An 18,323-nucleotide genomic window follows, 5' to 3' on the forward strand; every position below is an offset into this window, starting at 1 on the left:
GATATCCACGGATCGGCCGCCTACCGCGCAAACCTCGTCACCGTCATGGCCAAACGCGCCGTCAAAGCAGCTGGGTAAAGAGGCCCGCACCCTCGTGTGGTGCATCTTTGAAAATCGGAACGCCCCGCCAAAAAGGCGGGGCGTTCTTGTTTTTGCCTGCCAGCAATTCAGGGTCTGGTGAATTGAGGCATGCAGGTTTTAGGCGGAAGGTCCACACCAGAGCGATGTGCGTTGTGGCAGACCGTCGCGATGTGCTTCGACAAACTGTGTCAGGTTCGCCATCGTTGCGAAATCCGGCAGCGGCCGGAATCCCTTGATGTGGACATAGCTTGTCGGGTCCAGTCTCAAAAGACGTGCCATGACCGACGCCACAACTGTACCGCCAACCTTGTCGAGTTTCCCGTTTGCGGCATCGGCTTCTTGCAGGGCATAGAACCAAAGCGGCGTTTTGGAAATGTGGTGATCGGCAAGCTTTTGCGGCACGGGAACCGTGTCGAAGCCCAGCAATCCTGCTAGTCGTTGTCCGTTGCTGATATGCAGCGTGAAACGGTCACGAAGGATATTGCGCAAAGGCAGTTTCCGAGCCTGTTGCTTGCTGACCTCAGTTCCGTCCGACAGCGTGAAGCCATGTTGAACGAAAGGCAGTTCAAACAGGGAAGCTGCAACGGTGGTACCAACCGGCCGCGCTTTTTGTGCGCTGGGGCCAAACAAGGCGGCCATCTCGATATCATGCTCCGGTCCGCGTGCTTCGAACCCGGGCTTTTCAAAGAAGGTCTGGCTTGGCCCTCCGACCTTCAAGCTATAGGCATCCTGCGCCGTTGCGTGCCCAAACCGATAAACAGCGCCGGAAAACTCGACCGGCATGAGAGCGGCATGGGACCCGAAGGGCTCTGACTCCATGCAGGCGCTGACGATCTCAGGCACGACCATCTGAGGCATGAAATCGGTCATCGTGATGAACTGATAATGCAGTCGCATGAAGCGCCGCACGATCTGGAAGTCCGACATGGGCGGAAGGATCTGGGCACTCCAGACATCTGCTTCCGTGCCCTCCATGGCCTTGGTCTTCACGGTTTGACCCAGCGGCGTGCCGTTGATCACCTCGTTCAACAGGATGTTGTGCGCGCAGATGAAGATGCCCTGGAGCTGGCTGACGAAAATGTTCTCGTCATTGCGAGGGTCGCCGATCAGTGCGGTGCCCTTGCAATTGCGCGCCAGATCGAGTGGGCTGTCTTCCCGGCCGAAAAGAAGAAAGCCTTCGTGTCCGTCCACGGAGGTGTATAGGTGAGGACTCGCCTCAGGGCCATCTCCATAGACACAGTCGAGATCAAGGTTGGGCGTGCGGATGTTGCGAATGCCGCGTGGGTCCGCCACGGTTCCGATCGCAGACGATGCATCGAAGGTCACATCGTGGTCGACGAACTGACCGAAAAAGGTCATGCCCGCGTCTGCCGGACCCTCAACAATGTCCGTCTCCAGCATATCATCTACGAGAGACTCAAAGATCGCGACCAATTCCTCCTTGCTTCCACTCCATTGCAGGGGATTGGCAGGCGCAAGGCGACCGAAGAACTGCGGCAATACCGAAGTTGCCTTGGAATCGTTCAGCGCCTGGTGATCAAGACAAGCTTTCGTAAAACGGTCGAGTCGGGTGAGCCCGTGGTGTATTCTGGTCATGAATGTCTCCAAAAATGCATAAATCAATTTACAAATCAGAGATTGCGCTCACTTTTTGACCGATTTGTGTCAGTAAAGAAGCGGTTTAATTCTAATAAGTTACCCGAAGTCATGCACGTCAGAATGCAACTTCTGAATGAAGATGACATTTTTTACTTTCTCATCAGAAGTTTAGAGATGGAAAATTGACAAAAAACAGCGGCGTGCGGGTAATCGACAACGTCAAAAAAATTTACGGAATGTGTCAGCGCGTGGGCGCAGCGCACCGGCGAAGTTAGCGGAGCCGTCGTATCTGCATGACATCGATCGACTTCATGCCCGCAGCTGCTGCAGCCTGATGGCCTTGGGGACTGTCTTCAAACACAAGACAGGCCTCACCTGTTACACCGAGCCGGTGCGCGGCCTCCTGAAAGAGATCTGGTGCCGGTTTTGGGTGAGAAACATCATCTATCGTGACGACCGTGTCGAACAGTGTCAGCAGGCCTGTCGCCTCCAATGATGCGCGCACAATCTGCCGCGAACCGCCGGACGCAACCGCCATGGGCACGGACCCCTTATAGGCACGCGCGATCGCGGTGACCTCTTCGATCTCGCGCAAGGTGCCGATGTTCTCCAAGAGTGAATTGCGAAGAGCCTTGACGGTTTGAGGGCGATCCAGGATCACGCCGTGTTCGGCCTCGAATTCATCCATCAGGATATGTTCCGACAAGCCTTCCCGCTGCCGATACCAGGCGGGCTCCATGTCGAGACCAGCCTTGCGGAAGGCCGCTTTCCAGCCGGTCGCATAAAGACACGGGGTTTTGACCAGTGTGCCGTCGCAATCGAAAATGAGCGCTTTGGCCTGGTGGAGAACTGTCTCCAGATCACTTGCGTCGACGAATGCGTTCATGCACCAACGCTCGACTGGCGTTCGATCAGGTGAACGTCATGGTACCTGACGTCCGGAGGGCGTTCGCCGTCCACGATCCAGGCGAGCATGGCCTGCGCCGCGCTTTGGCCGAAGAGCTGGGTATCGCACCTGACGGAGGTCAGCCGCGGATAGACCAGCGAGCTTTCCTCAATATCATCGAAGCCGACGAGCCTGACGTCTTTGCCGACTTCGACACCTGCTTCCGCGAACCCGGAGATCATTCCAAGTGCGACGAGGTCACTGAAGCAGATCGCCGCTTCGATGTCTGGATATTCGGCTGCGATGCGAAGTGCCAGCTCGCGGCCGAACGCTCGGGACGGTCTGCCGTGGAATGTCTGCGCCGGCAGCCCGCTGGTCTCCATGACCGCGCTGTAGCCGGACATGCGCTCACGGGTGATCGGCCGGTCCTTCAAACCGCCGACAAAGGCGATCTTCCGGCAGCCGATGTCCAGCAGGTGACGGGCCGCAAGTTCACCTCCGGCGGTGTAATTGTGCGAGGCGAAGGGAAAGAGATCTGTTCTTTGGTCGATTTGTCTCAGGACCTGCATCGTCGGAATGCCGGCCCGCTCGATCCGGTCGAAATCGGAATCGCAGCCGCCATAGGCGGGCGAGATCACGAAGGCGGACACTCCGTGCTCGATCATTGATCCGATCACCTGCGCCTGTATGTCCGGGTCTTCATCCGTGTTGGCAATGACGGTCGAATAGCCTTTGCGGGCAAACTCCATCTGTGCGCTTGCTGCAAACTCTGTAAAGAACGGGTTTCGCAGATCGTTGATGATCAGCCCGATCAGCCCGGAGGCGGCGCCCCGAAGACCCGCGGCTGAGCGGTTATAGACATAACCCAGATCGTTGATTGCCCGATTGACGTCCTCACGTGTCGTCTGCTTGACCGACGGCGAATTTTGCAGAACCAGCGAGACGGTCGATTTCGACACGCCGGCCTTGTCCGCAACATCCAGAATTGTCGGTCTTTTCTTCATTCACCTTCGCCCGGCCAACTCAGTCCACGCCGTGAAGTTTCAACAGGAGTTTCATCCGATCGACGGCAACGTCAGGCTTTGACAACAAACGCGACTGATCCGCAAGCCGGAAAACTTGCGCATAGTGTGTGATTTCTCGCGAGGACTGGAATCCTCCCGGCATGATGAAATGGCTTTGGGCGTCATTCAGCCAGGCAAGGAAAGCGATACCCGCCTTGTAGAACTGGGTCGGAGCCTTGAAGATTTCACGGCTGAGCGGAACCGTCGGGCCGAGCAGGCCATGGTAGGTTTCGCGATCGTTTTCCGCCAAGGCTTCCAGTGCCTGGCTTGCTGCCGGTGCAATCGCGGCAAAGGCACCGAGCAGGGCGTGCGAGTAGTGTTCGCCATCGCCTTCAATCAGTTCCGCGTAGTTGAAGTCGTCACCGGTGTAGAGAAGAACGCCCTCTGGAAGACGGCTGCGCAATTCTTCTTCATAGGACTTTTCGAGGAGCGAGATCTTGATACCGTCGACCTTGCCGGTGTTTGCGCCGATGATCTTAAGAACGGTGTCCATGGCGGTGTCGACGTCCTCGGAGCCCCAATAGCCCTTCAGATGGGGGTCGAACATATCCCCAAGCCAGTGCAGAACCACCGGTTCCGTCGCCTGATCGAGGAGCTTTCCGTAGACGGCTTCATAGTCGTCCGCTTTGGCGCCGATTGCCGGAAACGCACGGGAGGCCATCAGGATAACCTGTCCACCGGCTGCCTCAATCGCCTCGACCTGTTCGGTGTAGGCGGCGAGAATGTCGTCGGCATTCTTGAAGGAGCCGATCTGTTTCTGGTCGGTCCCGGCACCGCAGGCAACGCGAGGCTTCAACGGATGCGCCCTGGCATCGCGCATGGTGCGTTCGATCAATTCCTTTGCCGTCGGCCAGTCGACACCCATGCCACGTTGGGCGGTGTCCATTGCTTCGGCAAGGCCGAGCCCCTGATCCCAAAGCCAGTTGCGGAACCGAAGGGAGTTTTCCCAGTCAACCGCGGGTGAGCCGAGCCACGGATCCCGTTCCTGCAAAGGTGCGGAAACGACGTGGGCTGCCGCAAAGGCGATGCGGGTAAGGGGCACGCGCGGTGCACGCGGGACGAGAGGTTCACCGGTCAGCCGATAGGTCTCAAGCGTGCCGTCCAGGGTTGGTAGGGTGAGCATTGGGATCTCCAAAGAATTAGCTGCCAGTCATGCCGCGACAGGGATGTCCAGAACCAGGATGCCGTCGAGCCCTCCGACCGCATTTGCGACGAGCTTTGCGCCGAGCGCCTTGTGATCGGGATGGGTCTGGTAGCGCTCGAGCGCATCCCAGTCCTCAAAATCGACGACGAACCCGTGCATGTAACCCCGTTCGATTTTCTCCGGGCTTTCGCTGCGGCCCGAGACAATGTCCAGAATGCCGGATACGTGGTTTCTGATTGCGCGCAGTTCCTCAAACAGGCCGGAGATCTTGTCTTCCGTGACGCCGGGCTGAAACTTGATAAGCACGATGTGTCTGATCATGAAAGGTCACCATGGTCCTGGCGGATCATGTCAGCACCTTTTTCGCCGATCATGATCGCAGCCGCGTTGGTATTGGAGGAAACGACGGTCGGCATCACCGATGCGTCGATGACGCGCAGGCGCTCCAGTCCGTTGAAACGAAGCCTCGGGTCGAGCACCGCCTTGTCGTCGGAGCCCATGCGGCAGGTGCCGGCAGGGTGATGCGACGTCTTGGAGTGCTCGCAGATGAAGTTGAAGTAGTCGTTGTCGGTCTTGACGTCGGGCCCCGGAAGCCGCTCCGCCTTGATGAATTTCTTGAGCGGGCCCTGGGCGAGAATTTCCTGGGTCAGCTTCAGGCCACGTATCGACATCTCCCGGTCCTGGGGATCGTCCAGGTAATTCGGGTCGATGAGCGGAGCATCGTTCGGATTGTTGCTTTGCAGGCGGACGCTTCCGCGCGAGCGCGGCCTGAGGTAACACGAATTCAGCGTTACACCGCCGTCCGGCATCGCCGCGACACCCGATTCAATGCCTGTGCCGAGGCCCAAGTGGAATTGCAGATCCGGTGATCTGGCTTCCGGGTTGGCATACCAGAACCCCCCGGTCTCAAAGAGACTGGAAGAGACCGGGCCACGCTTGGTGAAGAGATATTGCAGCCCCGCCAGCGCCGACCAGTGCAGCTTGGCATAGCGGTCGTAGGTGTAGGGGCCGCTGACCTCGCAGATACAATAAAGATCAAGATGATCCTGCAGGTTCGACCCAACTTCAGGCTGGTCGTAGACAATGTCGATGCCCAGTCCCTTGAGATGATCGGCCGGACCGATGCCGGAAAGCTGCAACAGCCTTGGCGATCCGATGGAGCCGGAGGAAAGAATGACTTCGACGGAGGCGGTCAGACGTGTTCCGTCAACCAACTCGACACCCTTGGCAACGCCGTTTTCAACGATGATGCGGCGCACCTGGACGCCGGTCTTGATGTGGAGGTTCTTGCGATGGCTGTTGGGTGCGAGATAGGCCATGGCTGCCGACGAGCGACGGGCATTCCTCTGGGTCAACTGGTAGTAGGCGACGCCATCCTGTTTTTCGCCGGTGACGTCCTCGTTCTTCGGGATGCCGAGCTCTGCAGCCGCTTCGAAATAAGCATCGCATATCGGTAGCGGAGCACGCGGTTTTGAGACGCCGAGGGGGCCGCCCTTGCCGTGATACTTATTGTCGTAAGTGTCGTTGTCCTCGGCCTTGCGGTAATAGGGCAGGATATCCTCGTAGCCCCAGCCCTCGCAGCCCATTTGGCGCCATTCGTCATAATCGAGTGCGTTGCCGCGGGTATAGATCTGCGCGTTGATGGCGGATCCGCCGCCGATCACCTTGGCCTGGGTATAGCGGAACACGCGGTCCTTCATGTTTCTTTGTGGAACCGTGTGCCAACCCCAGGACCCGATGCCCTTGGTCATTTTCGCAAAGCCTGCCGGGACATGGTAGAACGGGTGCCAGTCGCGACCGCCCGCTTCCAGCAGCAGGACATTGATGTCGGAGTTCTCACTCAGCCGGGCCGCGAGCACCGAACCGGCGCTGCCTCCTCCGATGATGATAAAATCGTAGCCTTTTTCCATATCGGTCTCTCAAAGGCGTGGGATGGAAAGTCCGCCATCCACATTGATGACGGTACCTGTGGCGTAGGCCATTTGACCCTCTGCAATCGGAAGGATCGCCGATGCGATGTCCGCCGGCTGTCCCCAGCGCGCAGACGGCACCAGGCCGCCCTCGATCCGCGCTGTGTATTTGTCCTTTACACCGGCCGTCATGGCGGTCTCGATGATGCCCGGGCGGATTTCAAAGACACCGATTCCATGAGGCGCAAGCCGGACGGCAAAGAGTTCGGCCATCATTGAGGCACCGGCTTTCGACAGGCAGTATTCCGCCCGCTCGATTGAAACCATGGCCGCGCTGACCGATGTCACGAACGTCATCGACCGGTAGATTTCACCGGATTGCCCAAGCATGCGCCGTGCGATTTCCTGAGCGAAGAAAAATGCACCCCGGAGATTGACGCCCATGGTGAAGTCGAAATTCTCCGGCTGAAGATCAAGCATGTCGCCGCGCGCTCTGGCGGGCACACCGGCGTTCGACACGAATGTTGTCACCGGCCCCAATTGGCGCTCGATTTCGTCGGCAATCGTTGCATGTCCATCGACGTTCAGAAGATCGTGTGAAAAGAAGGAGGCGTCGGGCCCAAGCCGGTCGAGCGCGCTCGTGACTTCCGGTTCGTCGGACCCGCATTGGGCCAGAATGGCGACCTTGTATCCTGCCGCGATCAGCGCTTCGGAAATGCCGAGCCCGATGCCTCTCTGGCCGCCGGTCACGAGTGCCACTTTTCTCATGCCGCCAGCTCCTGCTTGATCGTCTCGGCAGCTCTCAAGGAGAGAGCTGCGACCGTGAGCGCGGGGTTGACCGCGGCAGAGGTGGGCAGAGCGCCAGCATCAGTTACATAAAGATTGGGATGGTCCCAGGACCGGCACTGAGGATCGAGAACGCTGGTTTTTGAATCCGCGCCCATGCGTACGGTGCCGCATTGATGAGAGGGCACCCTGCCATCGAACAGACGCGAGAGAACAATCGGAAAACCAGCCTTGCGCAGTGTCGACCTGGTTTTTGCCACCAGTTCGGTGTGCGCGCGCATGTTGGAGCGGCGCCAGATGAGCTGGATCTTGCCGTCCTTCAAGACAACACGGCTTTCCGGGTCGGGCAGGTCCTCGGAGATCAGGTAAAGATCGAGCGCGTGTCCAGATATCCATTTGGCGGCGAAGCCGGGAAGCTGCGGAACCTGAATCTTCAGGATATCAGGCGTCACGCGGCCCAGAAGCTGGACATTGCCAAGAGGTTTGCCACCGTCTTCGGCCGAAAGATACCAGTCGTTGATGCCAAAGGTCTTCTGATAAACCGCATCGTTCCTGAACCGTGGATCGATGGCAATCATTGCAGTCGCGTTGTGGTTCATGAAGCAGCGGCCGACATGGTCCGAACTGTTGGCGAGAGAGGACTTGAGCAACAGGACGGCCGATTGAACGGCGCCGGCGCACAAGGCAACCGTTCCGGGGGTGAGTTTCGTTTCCGTGCCATCCTTCACGTAGGTCACGGCATCGATCTTGCCGGTTTTCGGATCAGCCGTGAGGCTGGTCACCTCGGCGCCGGTGATGAGGTCGACATTGCCGTGGGAAAGCGCGGCAGCAAGGCCGCATGTTTCGGCGTCCATCTTGCCACATCTGAGATCGGGATAGCCATCCCAGCCTGTTTGTCCCGCCGACAACCATCTGTCGATGTCGACGCCGAGGGGCAAGCTGAAGGGTTTGACGCCTGCCTCGACAAGCCTCTTCCGGGCCGTCCTGATCGCCGCTTCGTCCGGCACGGGCGGAAACGGATAGGGACCTTCATGAGGCGGTTCAGTGCCGTCCAATGAGGCGTCGCCCCGGACCTGATAGAGGGTCTCGGCTGCTTCGTACCAGGGCGCCAGTTCATCATATGCGAACGGCCAGGCAGGCGAGACGCCTTCGAAGTGCTCCATCTCTTCGAAGTCTTCCGCGCGATAGCGTATCAGCACAGCGCCGTAGAGCTTGGAGTTTCCGCCGACATTGTAGTAGTTGCCCGGCTCGAAGGCGTTGCCCTTCTCATCGAGCCAGGTTTCCTGCGAACGGAAAGCGCTGTTGGTGTAAATACGCCAGGGATCGCGTGCCGGCGCATCATCCGGGATCTGCCGGCCACGCTCCAGGATCGTGATCTTCGCACCGGTCGGCGCAAGACCGGCGGCTAGTGTCGCGCCGCCCATCCCGCTGCCAACGATGACGATGTCCGGCGCAGACGTCATGTCTTAGTCGATCCTGTTCTCGCTCTGCGGGTCGAAAGCGACGGCCTTTTCCATGTTGAAGGCAAACGGGAAGGTCTCGCCCGCATTGACAGCAACATCGGCACGGAACCGTCCCGTCACGTCCTTGCCGCCGATCTGGCTGACGACGAATGTGTCGGAGCCGGCCGGTTCGGTCACCTCGACGGGTGCCTCAACGACGTGAACCGCCTGGGAGTTCCTGTCCGCTCCGTCCCGGTCGGTGATCGCTTCGGGCCTGATGCCGAGAATGATGTCCCGTCCGACGCTTGAGGCCAGGGACTCCTTGGCGAACGGAATGGTGGCCTTGCGGCCGTCAGCCAAATCGACTTCCGCCGCAGGCTGCCCGTTCTCGGAGACGACCTTTGCCGGGAAGAGGTTCATCGAGGGTGATCCCATGAACCCGGCGACGAACATGTTCGCGGGATTGTCGTAGATTTCCTTCGGCGTTCCGAGCTGCTGCACGTAGCCGCCGAACATCACGGCAATGCGGGTGGAAAGCGTCAGTGCCTCAATCTGGTCGTGGGTGACGTAAACGATTGTCGTGCCCAGCTTCTGGTGCAACTTCTTGATCTCGGTGCGCATGTCGACACGAAGTTTGGCGTCGAGGTTGGAAAGCGGCTCGTCGAACAGGAAGACGTCCGGCTCGCGCACAAGCGCGCGGCCCATTGCAACACGCTGGCGCTGACCGCCGGAAAGCTGGCCGGGCTTGCGATCGAGCAGATGGTTGATCTGCAGGAGATCGGAAACCTGGGCAATCCGCTTTGCACGCTCCGACTTTTCAATGCCGTGCATTTCCATGCCGAAGGAGATGTTCCCGCTCACCGTCATGTTCGGATAGAGCGCATAGGACTGAAACACCATGGCGATGTTCCGGTCTGCCGGCTTGACCCCATTCATGCTGTTGCCCCGGATCGCGATTTCACCGGAGGTGATGTCCTCCAGACCGGCGATCATGTTGAGCAAGGTGGACTTGCCACAGCCCGAGGGGCCGACGAGGACGAGGAATTCGCCTTCCTCAATGGAGATGTCGGTTTCGTGCAGGACCTGAACAGCTCCGTAGGACTTGGTCGCCTGCTTGATGTCTAGAAAGCCCATTGTCTTATCCTTTAACTGAGCCGGCCATCAGGCCGCGGACGAAGTACCGGCCCGCGACGATGTAGACGAGGAGAGTTGGCAGCGCTGCCATGATCGCGCCTGCGAAATGGACGTTGTATTCCTTCACGCCGGTGGAGGACTGCACCAGGTTGTTCAGCGCAACGGTCATCGGCTGACTGTCGAAGTCCGAGAAGGAGGCGCCGAACAGGAAGTCGTTCCAGATGTTGGTGAACTGCCAGATAATGCAGACGACGGCGATCGGACCGGAAGACGGCAGCAGGATGCGCCAGAAGATCCGGAAAAAGCCGGCGCCGTCGATCTGTGCCGCGCGCACGAGTTCGGTCGGGAAAGCCGCGTAGTAGTTGCGGAAATAGAGTGTCGAGAACCCGATACCGTAGACGAAGTGCACGAAGATCAGGCCCGGGACAGACCCGGCGAGACCCATCAGACCCAGCATCCGCGCCATCGGAATCAGAACCATCTGGAACGGAATGAAACAGCCGAACAGCAGCAGACCGAAGACGATGGTCGAGCCGCGAAACGCCCATTTGGTCAGGACATAGCCGTTGAGGGCGCCGACAAGTGTCGACAGGGCGACAGCCGGAACCACCATCAGGATCGAGTTGAGGAAATAGGGGCGAAGGCCCGTCGCCTCGACACCGACCTGTGCACTCGACCAGGCGCTGAGCCAGGGCGCGATCGTCCATTCCTGCGGCAGGGCCATCATGCCACCGGCCGTGATCTCGGACAGCGGCTTCAGCGAATTGACCACCATCACGTAAAGCGGCAGCAGATAGTAGATGCAGAAGAAAACGAGGAGCACATAGAGAATGATGCGTGCCCAGTTGACGCTGCTTTTTGCGGGAGCGGCGGCCATCACTTCTTCTCCCTCAGTTCAGACCAGAGATAGGGAACGATGATCGCTGCAATGGTCATCAGCATGATCACGGCAGACGCGGCACCAATTCCCATCTGGTTGCGCGTGAATGTGTAGGAATACATGAAGGTCGCCGGCAATTCGGTCGCACGGCCCGGGCCGCCGCCGGTCAGGGCGATGACAAGGTCATAGGACTTGATCGCCATGTGGGCGAGCACCACGAAAGCGGACATGAAGGCCGGACGAAGCTGCGGGATAACGATCCTGCGGTAGAGAGCGAAGGTCGATGCGCCGTCGATCTGGGCGGCCTTCATCATTTCGCTGTCGATCCCGCGAAGACCCGCCAGGAACATGGCCATCACGAAACCGGATGTTTGCCAGACCGCTGCGATGACAATCGTGTAGATCGCCATGTCGCTGTCCTTGATCCAGTTGAATTCGAAGGTTGTCCAGCCCCAGCCGCGAACAACAGCTTCGATGCCGATGCCGGGATCCAGGAACCATTTCCAGGCGACGCCGGTGACGATGAAGCTGAGCGCCATCGGATAGAGGTAGACCGTCCGGATAAAGCCTTCGGCACGGATGCGTTGATCCAGAAGAATGGCCAGGAGCAGTCCCAGGGCGCAGCAGATGACGATGTAAAGAACACCGAAGATAACGAGGTTGGAAACCGCTGTATCCCAGGCCCGGATACGGAACAGGTTCTCGTAGTTCTGCCAGCCAACCCAGCCGAAAGTGGGCAGGATCCGGCTGTCGGTGAAAGACAGGTAGAGCGTGAAAAGGATGAACCCGTAAACGAAGATTGCCACAATGGCGACCGTTGGGCTCAACACGATTTTGGGTAAAGCGTCACGCAGTCTGTCAACACCGGAACCGCGCGGGTTCGACGTTTCAGAAATAGACATCTCAGGCCCCCGGTTGTCGGAAAGCGGTGAGGCATCACCGCTTTCCGTAGGGTATTTATTTGTTGATTTGAACGGCGGTCACGAGTTCGTCGACAGCAGTGGCGCTGTCATACTCGCCGTTGAAATGCGCCGTGATAACGTCATACATGGCGTTCTTGACGGCGGCCGGGTTGGCGTGGCCGTGTGCCATGGAGCCGTAGAGGTTGCCACTGTCGGCAGCCTTTTTCAGATCCGCCATGCCTTTCTTGCCGCAGGCATCGAAGGCTTCGTCGGAGACGTCGGTCCGTGCCGGAACAGAGCCCTTGACCACGTTGAACGCGGACTGGAAGCTCGGCGACAGGATAGCGGTTGCCAGGGCAGCCTGTTCCTTGCCGACTTCCGGACCCTGCGCGAACATCGCGAACTGGTCGGCGTTGAAGGTCACCTGGTCCTGGGTACCGGGGAAACGGAAACACAGGAAGTCGGTGTCCGGCACTTTGCCGGCGTTGAGGAATTCACCCTTCGCCCAGTCACCCATCATCTGGAAAGCGGCGTCGCCGTTGATCACCATGGCGGTCGCCAGGTTCCAGTCGCGGCCCGAGAAGTTGTCATCCACATAGGAGCGGATCACAGCCATCCGGTCGAAGGTTTCCTTCATCGTGTCGGAGCTGAGAGTGTCTTCATCGAGATCGATAAAGGCTTTCTTGTAGAACTCGGGTCCGCCGGTCGACATGGCGACAGCATCGAACACGGTTGCGTCCTGCCAGGCCTGTCCACCGTGCGCGATGGCGGTCTTGCCGGATGCCTTGACTTTTTCAAGGGCTGCAACGAACTCGTCCCAGTTGGTCGGAACCGCGATGCCAAGTTCATCGAGGACAGCCTTGTTGGCCCAAACCCAGTTGGTGGAGTGGACGTTCACCGGTGCGGAGACCCACTTGCCGTCATGCTTGGCAAACTGCTGCAGGGCTTCCGGAACAACTTCGTCCCAGCCTTCCAGACCGGCCTGGATGTTGAGGTCGGCGAGTGCGCCTTCATTGGCCCAGTCGAGAATGTCGAAGCCGAGCATCTGGACGGCGGTCGGCGGATTGCCGGAAGTCACGCGGGCACGCAGAACGGTCATGGCTTCAGAGCCGCCGCCACCTGCAACCGGCATGTCCTGCCAGCCGATGCCCTGACCTTCCAGGTCATCCTTCAGGACGTTCAGAGCAGCTGCTTCGCCGCCCGATGTCCACCAGTGCAGAACCTCAACGTCTTCTGCCTTTACGCTCGTGCTTGCAGCCATCAGGGCAGCAGCAGCCGTCATCATTACAATCTTACGCATGGATTTCCTCCCTTAGCGCGCCTGTCGTCGTCATGGGCGCCTCATGTCGGCAGCCCGGTCGTCACGCAACGTCTATTGTAACGTTGCAAACCATGTTCCTGTCAACAAATTAATTTTTTTGTTTTAGGAATAAATTATCCCTTTTTTTGCATTGGCTTATATTGATTTCGCGCATTTTGCGATGCAGCATCTTTCTTTGTTGCAACGATTTAAATTCCCTGATTAGACTTGTAGGGCTAGTTAAGCTACAAGCCTTCGGTTGAGGGGAGCGGGCATGTCGCGAAAGACCTTGGATACCAGAGACGAAAGCGCCGGCGACGCGATGGTGCGCCCGACCTTGCGCACGGTTGCCGCCGAGGCTGGCGTCGCGGTGACGACGGTGTCGCGTGCGCTCGCCGACGATCCCAGAATTGCGGAAAGCACACGAAAACGAATTGGCGAAATTGCCGACCGGCTGGGATACGTACCCAACCGCGCTGCCCAGAGATTGCGGACCGGCCGGACCAAGGTCATCAACCTCATGCTCAATCCGCGTCACGAGTTTTTGAGCTTCACCTCCGAGTTTCTCGGCGGCATGTATGAAGGGCTCGCCGGTACCGGATACGCCATCAACATCACGGCCGACAGTCTCAGGGAGGACCGCCTTGAGGCCATCCGCAACATCCGCCGGCACTCGCTGGCCGATGCGATTGTCTTCACGCGGACGGAGTGTTTTGACGACCGGGCGCGCTACCTTCTCGAGCACGACTTTCCGTTCGTCACCCACGGTCGCACCGATTTCATGACGCCGCATCCCTTCGTCGATTTCGACAACGAGGCCTTCGTGCGCCTGGCGATTGAACGGCTCGTCGAAAAGGGTCGAAGCCACGTCTGCATCGTGATGCCGAACGAAAAATACACCTTTGGCCAGCACTTGCGTTTTGGTGCCCGGCAGGCTGTCACGAAGCACGGTGTGCGTCTGACGATCCCAGAAAGCGTCGATCTCGACAGCGAACCGGACGAAATCGCCGAAATGCTGCGTGACCTGCATGCCGGTGCGAACGCGCCCGACAGTTATGTCTGTGTCGGCGAGGTTAGCGCGTTGATCACGCTTGCCTGTTTGAACGACATTGGGCTGACACAGGGGCAGGAAGTGGACGTTCTCGCCAAGCGCGCTTCGCCGATTTCCAACCATTTCCGACCCAGAATCGAGACGATCGACGAGAACCTTCGTGCCACCGGACGCGCCATGGCGAAGGTGCTCCTCGGCAGGATATCCGGCGCGCCCGTGGAAGATCTGCAGATCCTCCTCCAGCCTGAAGGGCCGTTCTCGATTTCCGGGTGATACCGTCATGCGTCCACCCAGGGTGCGCGCGTGCGGCCAACCCGCATCGTCACGGTCTTGGCTTCCAGGAACTCGTCCAAGCCGTGTTTGCCGAGTTCGCGTCCCTGACCACTTTCCTTGACCCCGCCAAATGGCATCTCGGCAAAGCCGTCCATCCAGGTGTTGGTCCAGACCGTGCCTGCCTGTGCGCGGCGGGCGAACTCCAGACAGGTGTGTACGTTTTCGCTCCAGACACCGGCTGACAAACCATAGTCCGCGTCGTTGACCAGATCGATGGCCTCATCAAGCGTCCGGAAGGTCAGCACCGATAGAACCGGTCCGAAGACTTCTTCGCGGGCAATCGGCATATCGCTGCGGACATTGGTGACCACTGTCGGCTGATAGAACTGGCCGTTCAGTCCGGGAACGTCCAGGGCATCGCCACCAATCGGCACCTCGGCCCCGGAGGCCTTGGCATCCTGAACGTAGCTGTTGATCTTCGCCTGGTGGTCCGGCGTGATGATTGCGCCGACCTTGGTTGACGGATCCAGCGGGTCGCCGAACGGCACCTTGCGCGACAGAGCAACGGTGCGGGCGACAAAGTCCCTGGCAATATCTTCGTGAACGATAATCCTGGAGCCGGAATTGCAGCATTCGCCGGCATTGAAGTAGACGCCAAAAACGACCGCATCGACGGCGCTGTCGAGATCGGCATCTGGAAAGATCACCTGCGGGTTCTTGCCGCCAAGTTCGAGCGAAACCTTTTTCAGCGTTCCGGAAGCAGCTTTGACGATGGCCTTGCCGACGCCGGTGGAGCCGGTGAAAGTCACCATGTCGACGCGCCGGTCTGCCGTCATTGCTGTGCCGACCGGGTCGCCGAAGCCCAGGACAATGTTGACGACGCCTGCCGGAATACCGGCCTCAAGAAGAAGTTCGCCCAGGATGACCGTTGTCGTCGGCGTCATTTCCGACGGTTTGACCACCGCCGTGCACCCTGCCGCGAGCGCGAATGGGAGCTTTTGCGACACGATCAGGAAGGGGAAGTTCCAGGGCGTGATGATGGAAACGACACCGATCGGCTCCTTCAACACCATGCCGAGGAATTCGTGTCCGAGCGAATTGTAGCTTTCGCCGTGAAGCGTGCGGGCAAGAGAGGCAGCGTAGCGCCAGATATCGGCAGCACCTTCGATTTCGGCCTTTGCCTGACTGATCGGTTTGCCGGATTCGAGCGTCTCGTGAAAGGCAATGCGGGCCCGGTCCCGATCGATCAGATCGGCGACTTTGAGCAGAAGCGTTGCCCTGTCCTTGCCGGTCATCTTGGACCAGCGGCCTTTGTCAAAGGCAAGCCTTGCGGCTGAAATCGCGTCGTCCACATCCTGCGCGCCGCCGCGGCTTGCGACGGTGACGACGGAGCCATGCGACGGGGATACCCTGTCGAATGTGGCCCCGTCGGCGCTGCCCCGCCAGGACCCGTCGATCAGGTGTCTGGCAACAAACGGGTCAGCCGGAATTTGGGCTTCGCTGATGGAAACGACGTTCAGTTCACTCATGACTATTTTCCGGGAAAATTCGGTTTGCGCTTTTCGCGAAAGGCGGTGACGCCCTCGATGCGGTCTTCTGTCTGTCCGATCATGCCGGCGCCGAGTGCTTCGACCATGGCATTTCGGTCTTCACCGACCGCGGCGTGGATCATGTATTTGGCAACTTCGACAGAGCAGGGCGACTTGCCGGAGAGGCCTTCGGCGAGTTCGAAAGCCTTGCTTCTCGGATCATCGGAAATCTCTGCGGCAAACCCTGCGGCATGGGCGCGGTCCGCGGTGATCCTGCGTCCGAACAGGGCCATTTCCTTCACCATCGGCTCGCCGATAAGGCGGATGAGGCGTTGTGTGCCAGACCATCCGGGCACGATGCCGACGCCGGCTTCCGGGAGGGCCAACGTGGCGTTCGGTGCCATAACCCGGATGTCTGCCGTCGCGGCAAATTCCAGGCCGCCGCCGAAGGCATGACCGCCGATGGCTGCCACCGTCGGCTTGGACAGGCGCGCGACGCGGTCGAAGATGCGATGACCTTCGCGAACCCAGTGGCGCGCGAAGTCCCAGGGCTCCAGCTCGGACCAGGCGATAATGTCCGCACCGGCGCAAAAGGCCTTGCTTTCCTCTGCGCTGATGACAACGGCGCTGATGCCCGGGTCGCGTTCGATCTCCGCACAATGGGGTTCGACCGCGTTCAGCATGTCGAGCGTAAAGGCATTCAGCTTCGCCGGGTTGTCGAGACGCAGTTCGGCGATAGCACCGTGCCGTATGAGGTGAAGGCCGCTCACAGACGCAGCTCCATCGCTTCGGTGCGCAGCAGCGCAACCGGCATTTCCATGAGATCGTTGGCGAGGTGAACGCGGCCCTTTGAGGCGTCGACAATGTCTTTCTGCGGGTCGATGCCCGGCATGATTTCAGTCGCCAGCAATCCGCTTTCGGTGAGCTGAATTACGCAGCGCTCGGTGACGTAAAGGACTTCCTGACCGAGCTCGCGGGCACGTTTTCCGGAGAAGGTGACGTGCTCGACTTCGTCTACCATCTTGGTGAACTTGCCCGGGGTGTTGACGGTCAGCGCGTCGTCGGTCAGCGACAGGTCGGCTCCAGCTTCGAAAAGGCCCGAGAAAACGATCTTCCGGGCACTTGCAGTGATGTCGACGAAGCCGCCGCATCCGGCCGTGAGGTAGGGCTTCTTGCCAAGTTTGGAGACGTTGACATTGCCCTCAAGATCAATCTCCAGGAAAGACAGGAACGAGACGTCAAAGCCGCCGCCCTGGAAATAAGTGAATTGCTGAGGGGAGGGCATGAACGCATCTGCGTTGGAGGCACAACCGAAGGCAAAACCGGTCAGCGGCATGCCACCGGTGGCGCCTTGTTCGATCGCCCAGGTCACAGCCTGTTCCTGGCCGGCTTCCAGAAGAACGCGCGGTACCATGGCAGAAATGCCGAAACCGAGATTGGCGGTCTGACCGGCGCTCAGTTCCATTGCGGCCCGCCGGGCGACAACCTTCTCGATGCCATGTTCGGCAAGCGTGAAACTTGACCAGGGGCGCATGATCTCGCCTGAAATGGCCGGATCGTAGTCCGTTTCGGTTGTCTGGCGCTGGTCGGGATCGATGACGATCAGATCGACAAGATGGCTCGGAACACGAACATCATGCGGACGCAGCGAGCCCGAAGCTGTCACGCGTTTTACCTGTGCGATGACGATGCCGCCGTGGTTGCGAACGGCAATGGCCTGCTCCAGCCCACCGAGATAGGCGCCCTCATGCTCATAGGTCAGGTTGCCGCGTTCGTCTGCAGTGGTGGCGCGGATGATGGCAATGTCGGGGACGATGTTCGGGAAATGCAGCCAGGTTTCACCGCCCAGCTCAATCCTGGCAACAATCGGCTTTTCCGCCGCCACATCGTTCATCGCGCACCCCTGTCTGATGGGATCGACAAACGTGTCCAGTCCGACCTTGGTCATCACACCCGGACGCCTTGCGGCGACATCGCGGTGCATGTCGAACAGGATGCCGGACGGAACGTTGTAGGCAGCAACCCGGTTGTCGACCAGCATCTGCCAGATTTCCGGCATCGGCAAGGACGACGGGCCGGACGGGTAAGATCCCGCGATGATCGTCGACAAAAGCCCGTCCTTGGCAATGTGGTCGATTCCTTTGATGCCGTACATGTCGCCGGCGGCAATCGGATGCAGCGTCGTAAGGTTCCTCGGGTGCCCTTCCTTGTCGAACCTGTCACCAATGGCTTCAAGGATCTTGTCAGGGCACCCGAGGCCGGAGGAAGAGGAAACGGTGACGACGGCGCCATCAGCAATGCGTGCAGCGGCTTCGTCTGCAGAGACGATCTTGGAAGACATG

16 protein-coding genes are annotated in these 18,323 nt (G+C 59.3%); 1 reads left to right on the plus strand and 15 read right to left on the minus strand.

Annotated features, from left to right (window positions below):
* Positions 1–198 precede the first annotated feature (198 nt).
* The 12 genes from RBB47_RS25240 to RBB47_RS25295 form a co-directional block, all read right to left on the minus strand.
* Complete coding sequence (locus RBB47_RS25240) at positions 199–1,677, minus strand: peroxidase family protein (protein WP_305988677.1); 1,479 nt, start codon at positions 1,675–1,677, stop codon at positions 199–201.
* Between the two features lie 274 nt (positions 1,678–1,951).
* Positions 1,952–2,566: an HAD family phosphatase gene (locus RBB47_RS25245; protein WP_305988678.1), complete on the minus strand. Its 615-nt coding sequence runs from the start codon at positions 2,564–2,566 to the stop codon at positions 1,952–1,954.
* Positions 2,563–3,570: a LacI family DNA-binding transcriptional regulator gene (locus tag RBB47_RS25250; RefSeq protein WP_305988679.1), complete on the minus strand. Its 1,008-nt coding sequence runs from the start codon at positions 3,568–3,570 to the stop codon at positions 2,563–2,565. Before RBB47_RS25250 ends, RBB47_RS25245 begins: the two co-directional genes overlap by 4 nt.
* A gap of 19 nt (positions 3,571–3,589) precedes the next feature.
* Complete coding sequence (locus RBB47_RS25255; RefSeq protein WP_305988752.1) at positions 3,590–4,759, minus strand: dihydrodipicolinate synthase family protein; 1,170 nt, start codon at positions 4,757–4,759, stop codon at positions 3,590–3,592.
* 21 nt (positions 4,760–4,780) lie between these two features.
* The gene (locus tag RBB47_RS25260; protein ID WP_305988680.1) at positions 4,781–5,095 is read right to left on the minus strand and encodes a Dabb family protein; all 315 of its coding nucleotides are present in this window, start codon (positions 5,093–5,095) and stop codon (positions 4,781–4,783) included.
* Positions 5,092–6,684, minus strand: coding sequence for a GMC family oxidoreductase (locus RBB47_RS25265; protein WP_305988681.1), 1,593 nt, complete (start codon positions 6,682–6,684; stop codon positions 5,092–5,094). Before RBB47_RS25265 ends, RBB47_RS25260 begins: the two co-directional genes overlap by 4 nt.
* A gap of 9 nt (positions 6,685–6,693) precedes the next feature.
* Entirely contained in the window at positions 6,694–7,452 is a 759-nt protein-coding gene (locus RBB47_RS25270) for a 3-ketoacyl-ACP reductase (protein WP_305988682.1), read from the minus strand.
* Positions 7,449–8,933: a GMC oxidoreductase gene (locus RBB47_RS25275; RefSeq protein WP_305988683.1), complete on the minus strand. Its 1,485-nt coding sequence runs from the start codon at positions 8,931–8,933 to the stop codon at positions 7,449–7,451. The genes RBB47_RS25270 and RBB47_RS25275 overlap by 4 nt, the downstream gene beginning before the upstream one ends.
* A gap of 3 nt (positions 8,934–8,936) precedes the next feature.
* Positions 8,937–10,046 carry an ABC transporter ATP-binding protein gene (locus RBB47_RS25280; protein ID WP_305988684.1) on the minus strand — a complete coding sequence of 370 codons (1,110 nt, stop codon included), beginning with the start codon at positions 10,044–10,046 and terminating at the stop codon, positions 8,937–8,939.
* 4 nt (positions 10,047–10,050) lie between these two features.
* Positions 10,051–10,923 carry a carbohydrate ABC transporter permease gene (locus tag RBB47_RS25285; protein ID WP_305988685.1) on the minus strand — a complete coding sequence of 291 codons (873 nt, stop codon included), beginning with the start codon at positions 10,921–10,923 and terminating at the stop codon, positions 10,051–10,053.
* Positions 10,923–11,828 carry a carbohydrate ABC transporter permease gene (locus RBB47_RS25290; protein ID WP_305988686.1) on the minus strand — a complete coding sequence of 302 codons (906 nt, stop codon included), beginning with the start codon at positions 11,826–11,828 and terminating at the stop codon, positions 10,923–10,925. The genes RBB47_RS25285 and RBB47_RS25290 overlap by 1 nt, the downstream gene beginning before the upstream one ends.
* A gap of 55 nt (positions 11,829–11,883) precedes the next feature.
* A complete protein-coding gene (locus tag RBB47_RS25295; protein ID WP_371932855.1) occupies positions 11,884–13,128 on the minus strand; it encodes an ABC transporter substrate-binding protein in 1,245 nt (414 codons plus the stop codon).
* A 274-nt stretch (positions 13,129–13,402) separates the two neighbouring features.
* On the opposite strand from RBB47_RS25295, the gene RBB47_RS25300 reads away from it, so the two are divergent.
* Positions 13,403–14,452 (plus strand): LacI family DNA-binding transcriptional regulator, encoded by a 1,050-nt coding sequence (locus tag RBB47_RS25300; protein ID WP_305988687.1) that lies wholly within the window; start codon positions 13,403–13,405, stop codon positions 14,450–14,452.
* Between the two features lie 5 nt (positions 14,453–14,457).
* Here RBB47_RS25300 and RBB47_RS25305 read toward each other — a convergent pair whose 3' ends face one another.
* The 3 genes from RBB47_RS25305 to RBB47_RS25315 are packed head-to-tail and all read right to left on the minus strand — an operon-like array spanning position 14,458 to position 18,322.
* Positions 14,458–15,981, minus strand: a complete 1,524-nt coding sequence (locus RBB47_RS25305) for an aldehyde dehydrogenase family protein (protein WP_305988688.1) — start codon at positions 15,979–15,981, stop codon at positions 14,458–14,460.
* 2 nt (positions 15,982–15,983) lie between these two features.
* Positions 15,984–16,751 carry an enoyl-CoA hydratase/isomerase family protein gene (locus RBB47_RS25310; protein ID WP_305988689.1) on the minus strand — a complete coding sequence of 256 codons (768 nt, stop codon included), beginning with the start codon at positions 16,749–16,751 and terminating at the stop codon, positions 15,984–15,986.
* Complete coding sequence (locus RBB47_RS25315) at positions 16,748–18,322, minus strand: acyl CoA:acetate/3-ketoacid CoA transferase (RefSeq protein WP_305988690.1); 1,575 nt, start codon at positions 18,320–18,322, stop codon at positions 16,748–16,750. Before RBB47_RS25315 ends, RBB47_RS25310 begins: the two co-directional genes overlap by 4 nt.
* Position 18,323 lies beyond the last annotated feature (1 nt).

Source organism: Roseibium sp. MMSF_3544 (genome assembly GCF_030732845.1).
GTDB lineage: Bacteria > Pseudomonadota > Alphaproteobacteria > Rhizobiales > Stappiaceae > Roseibium.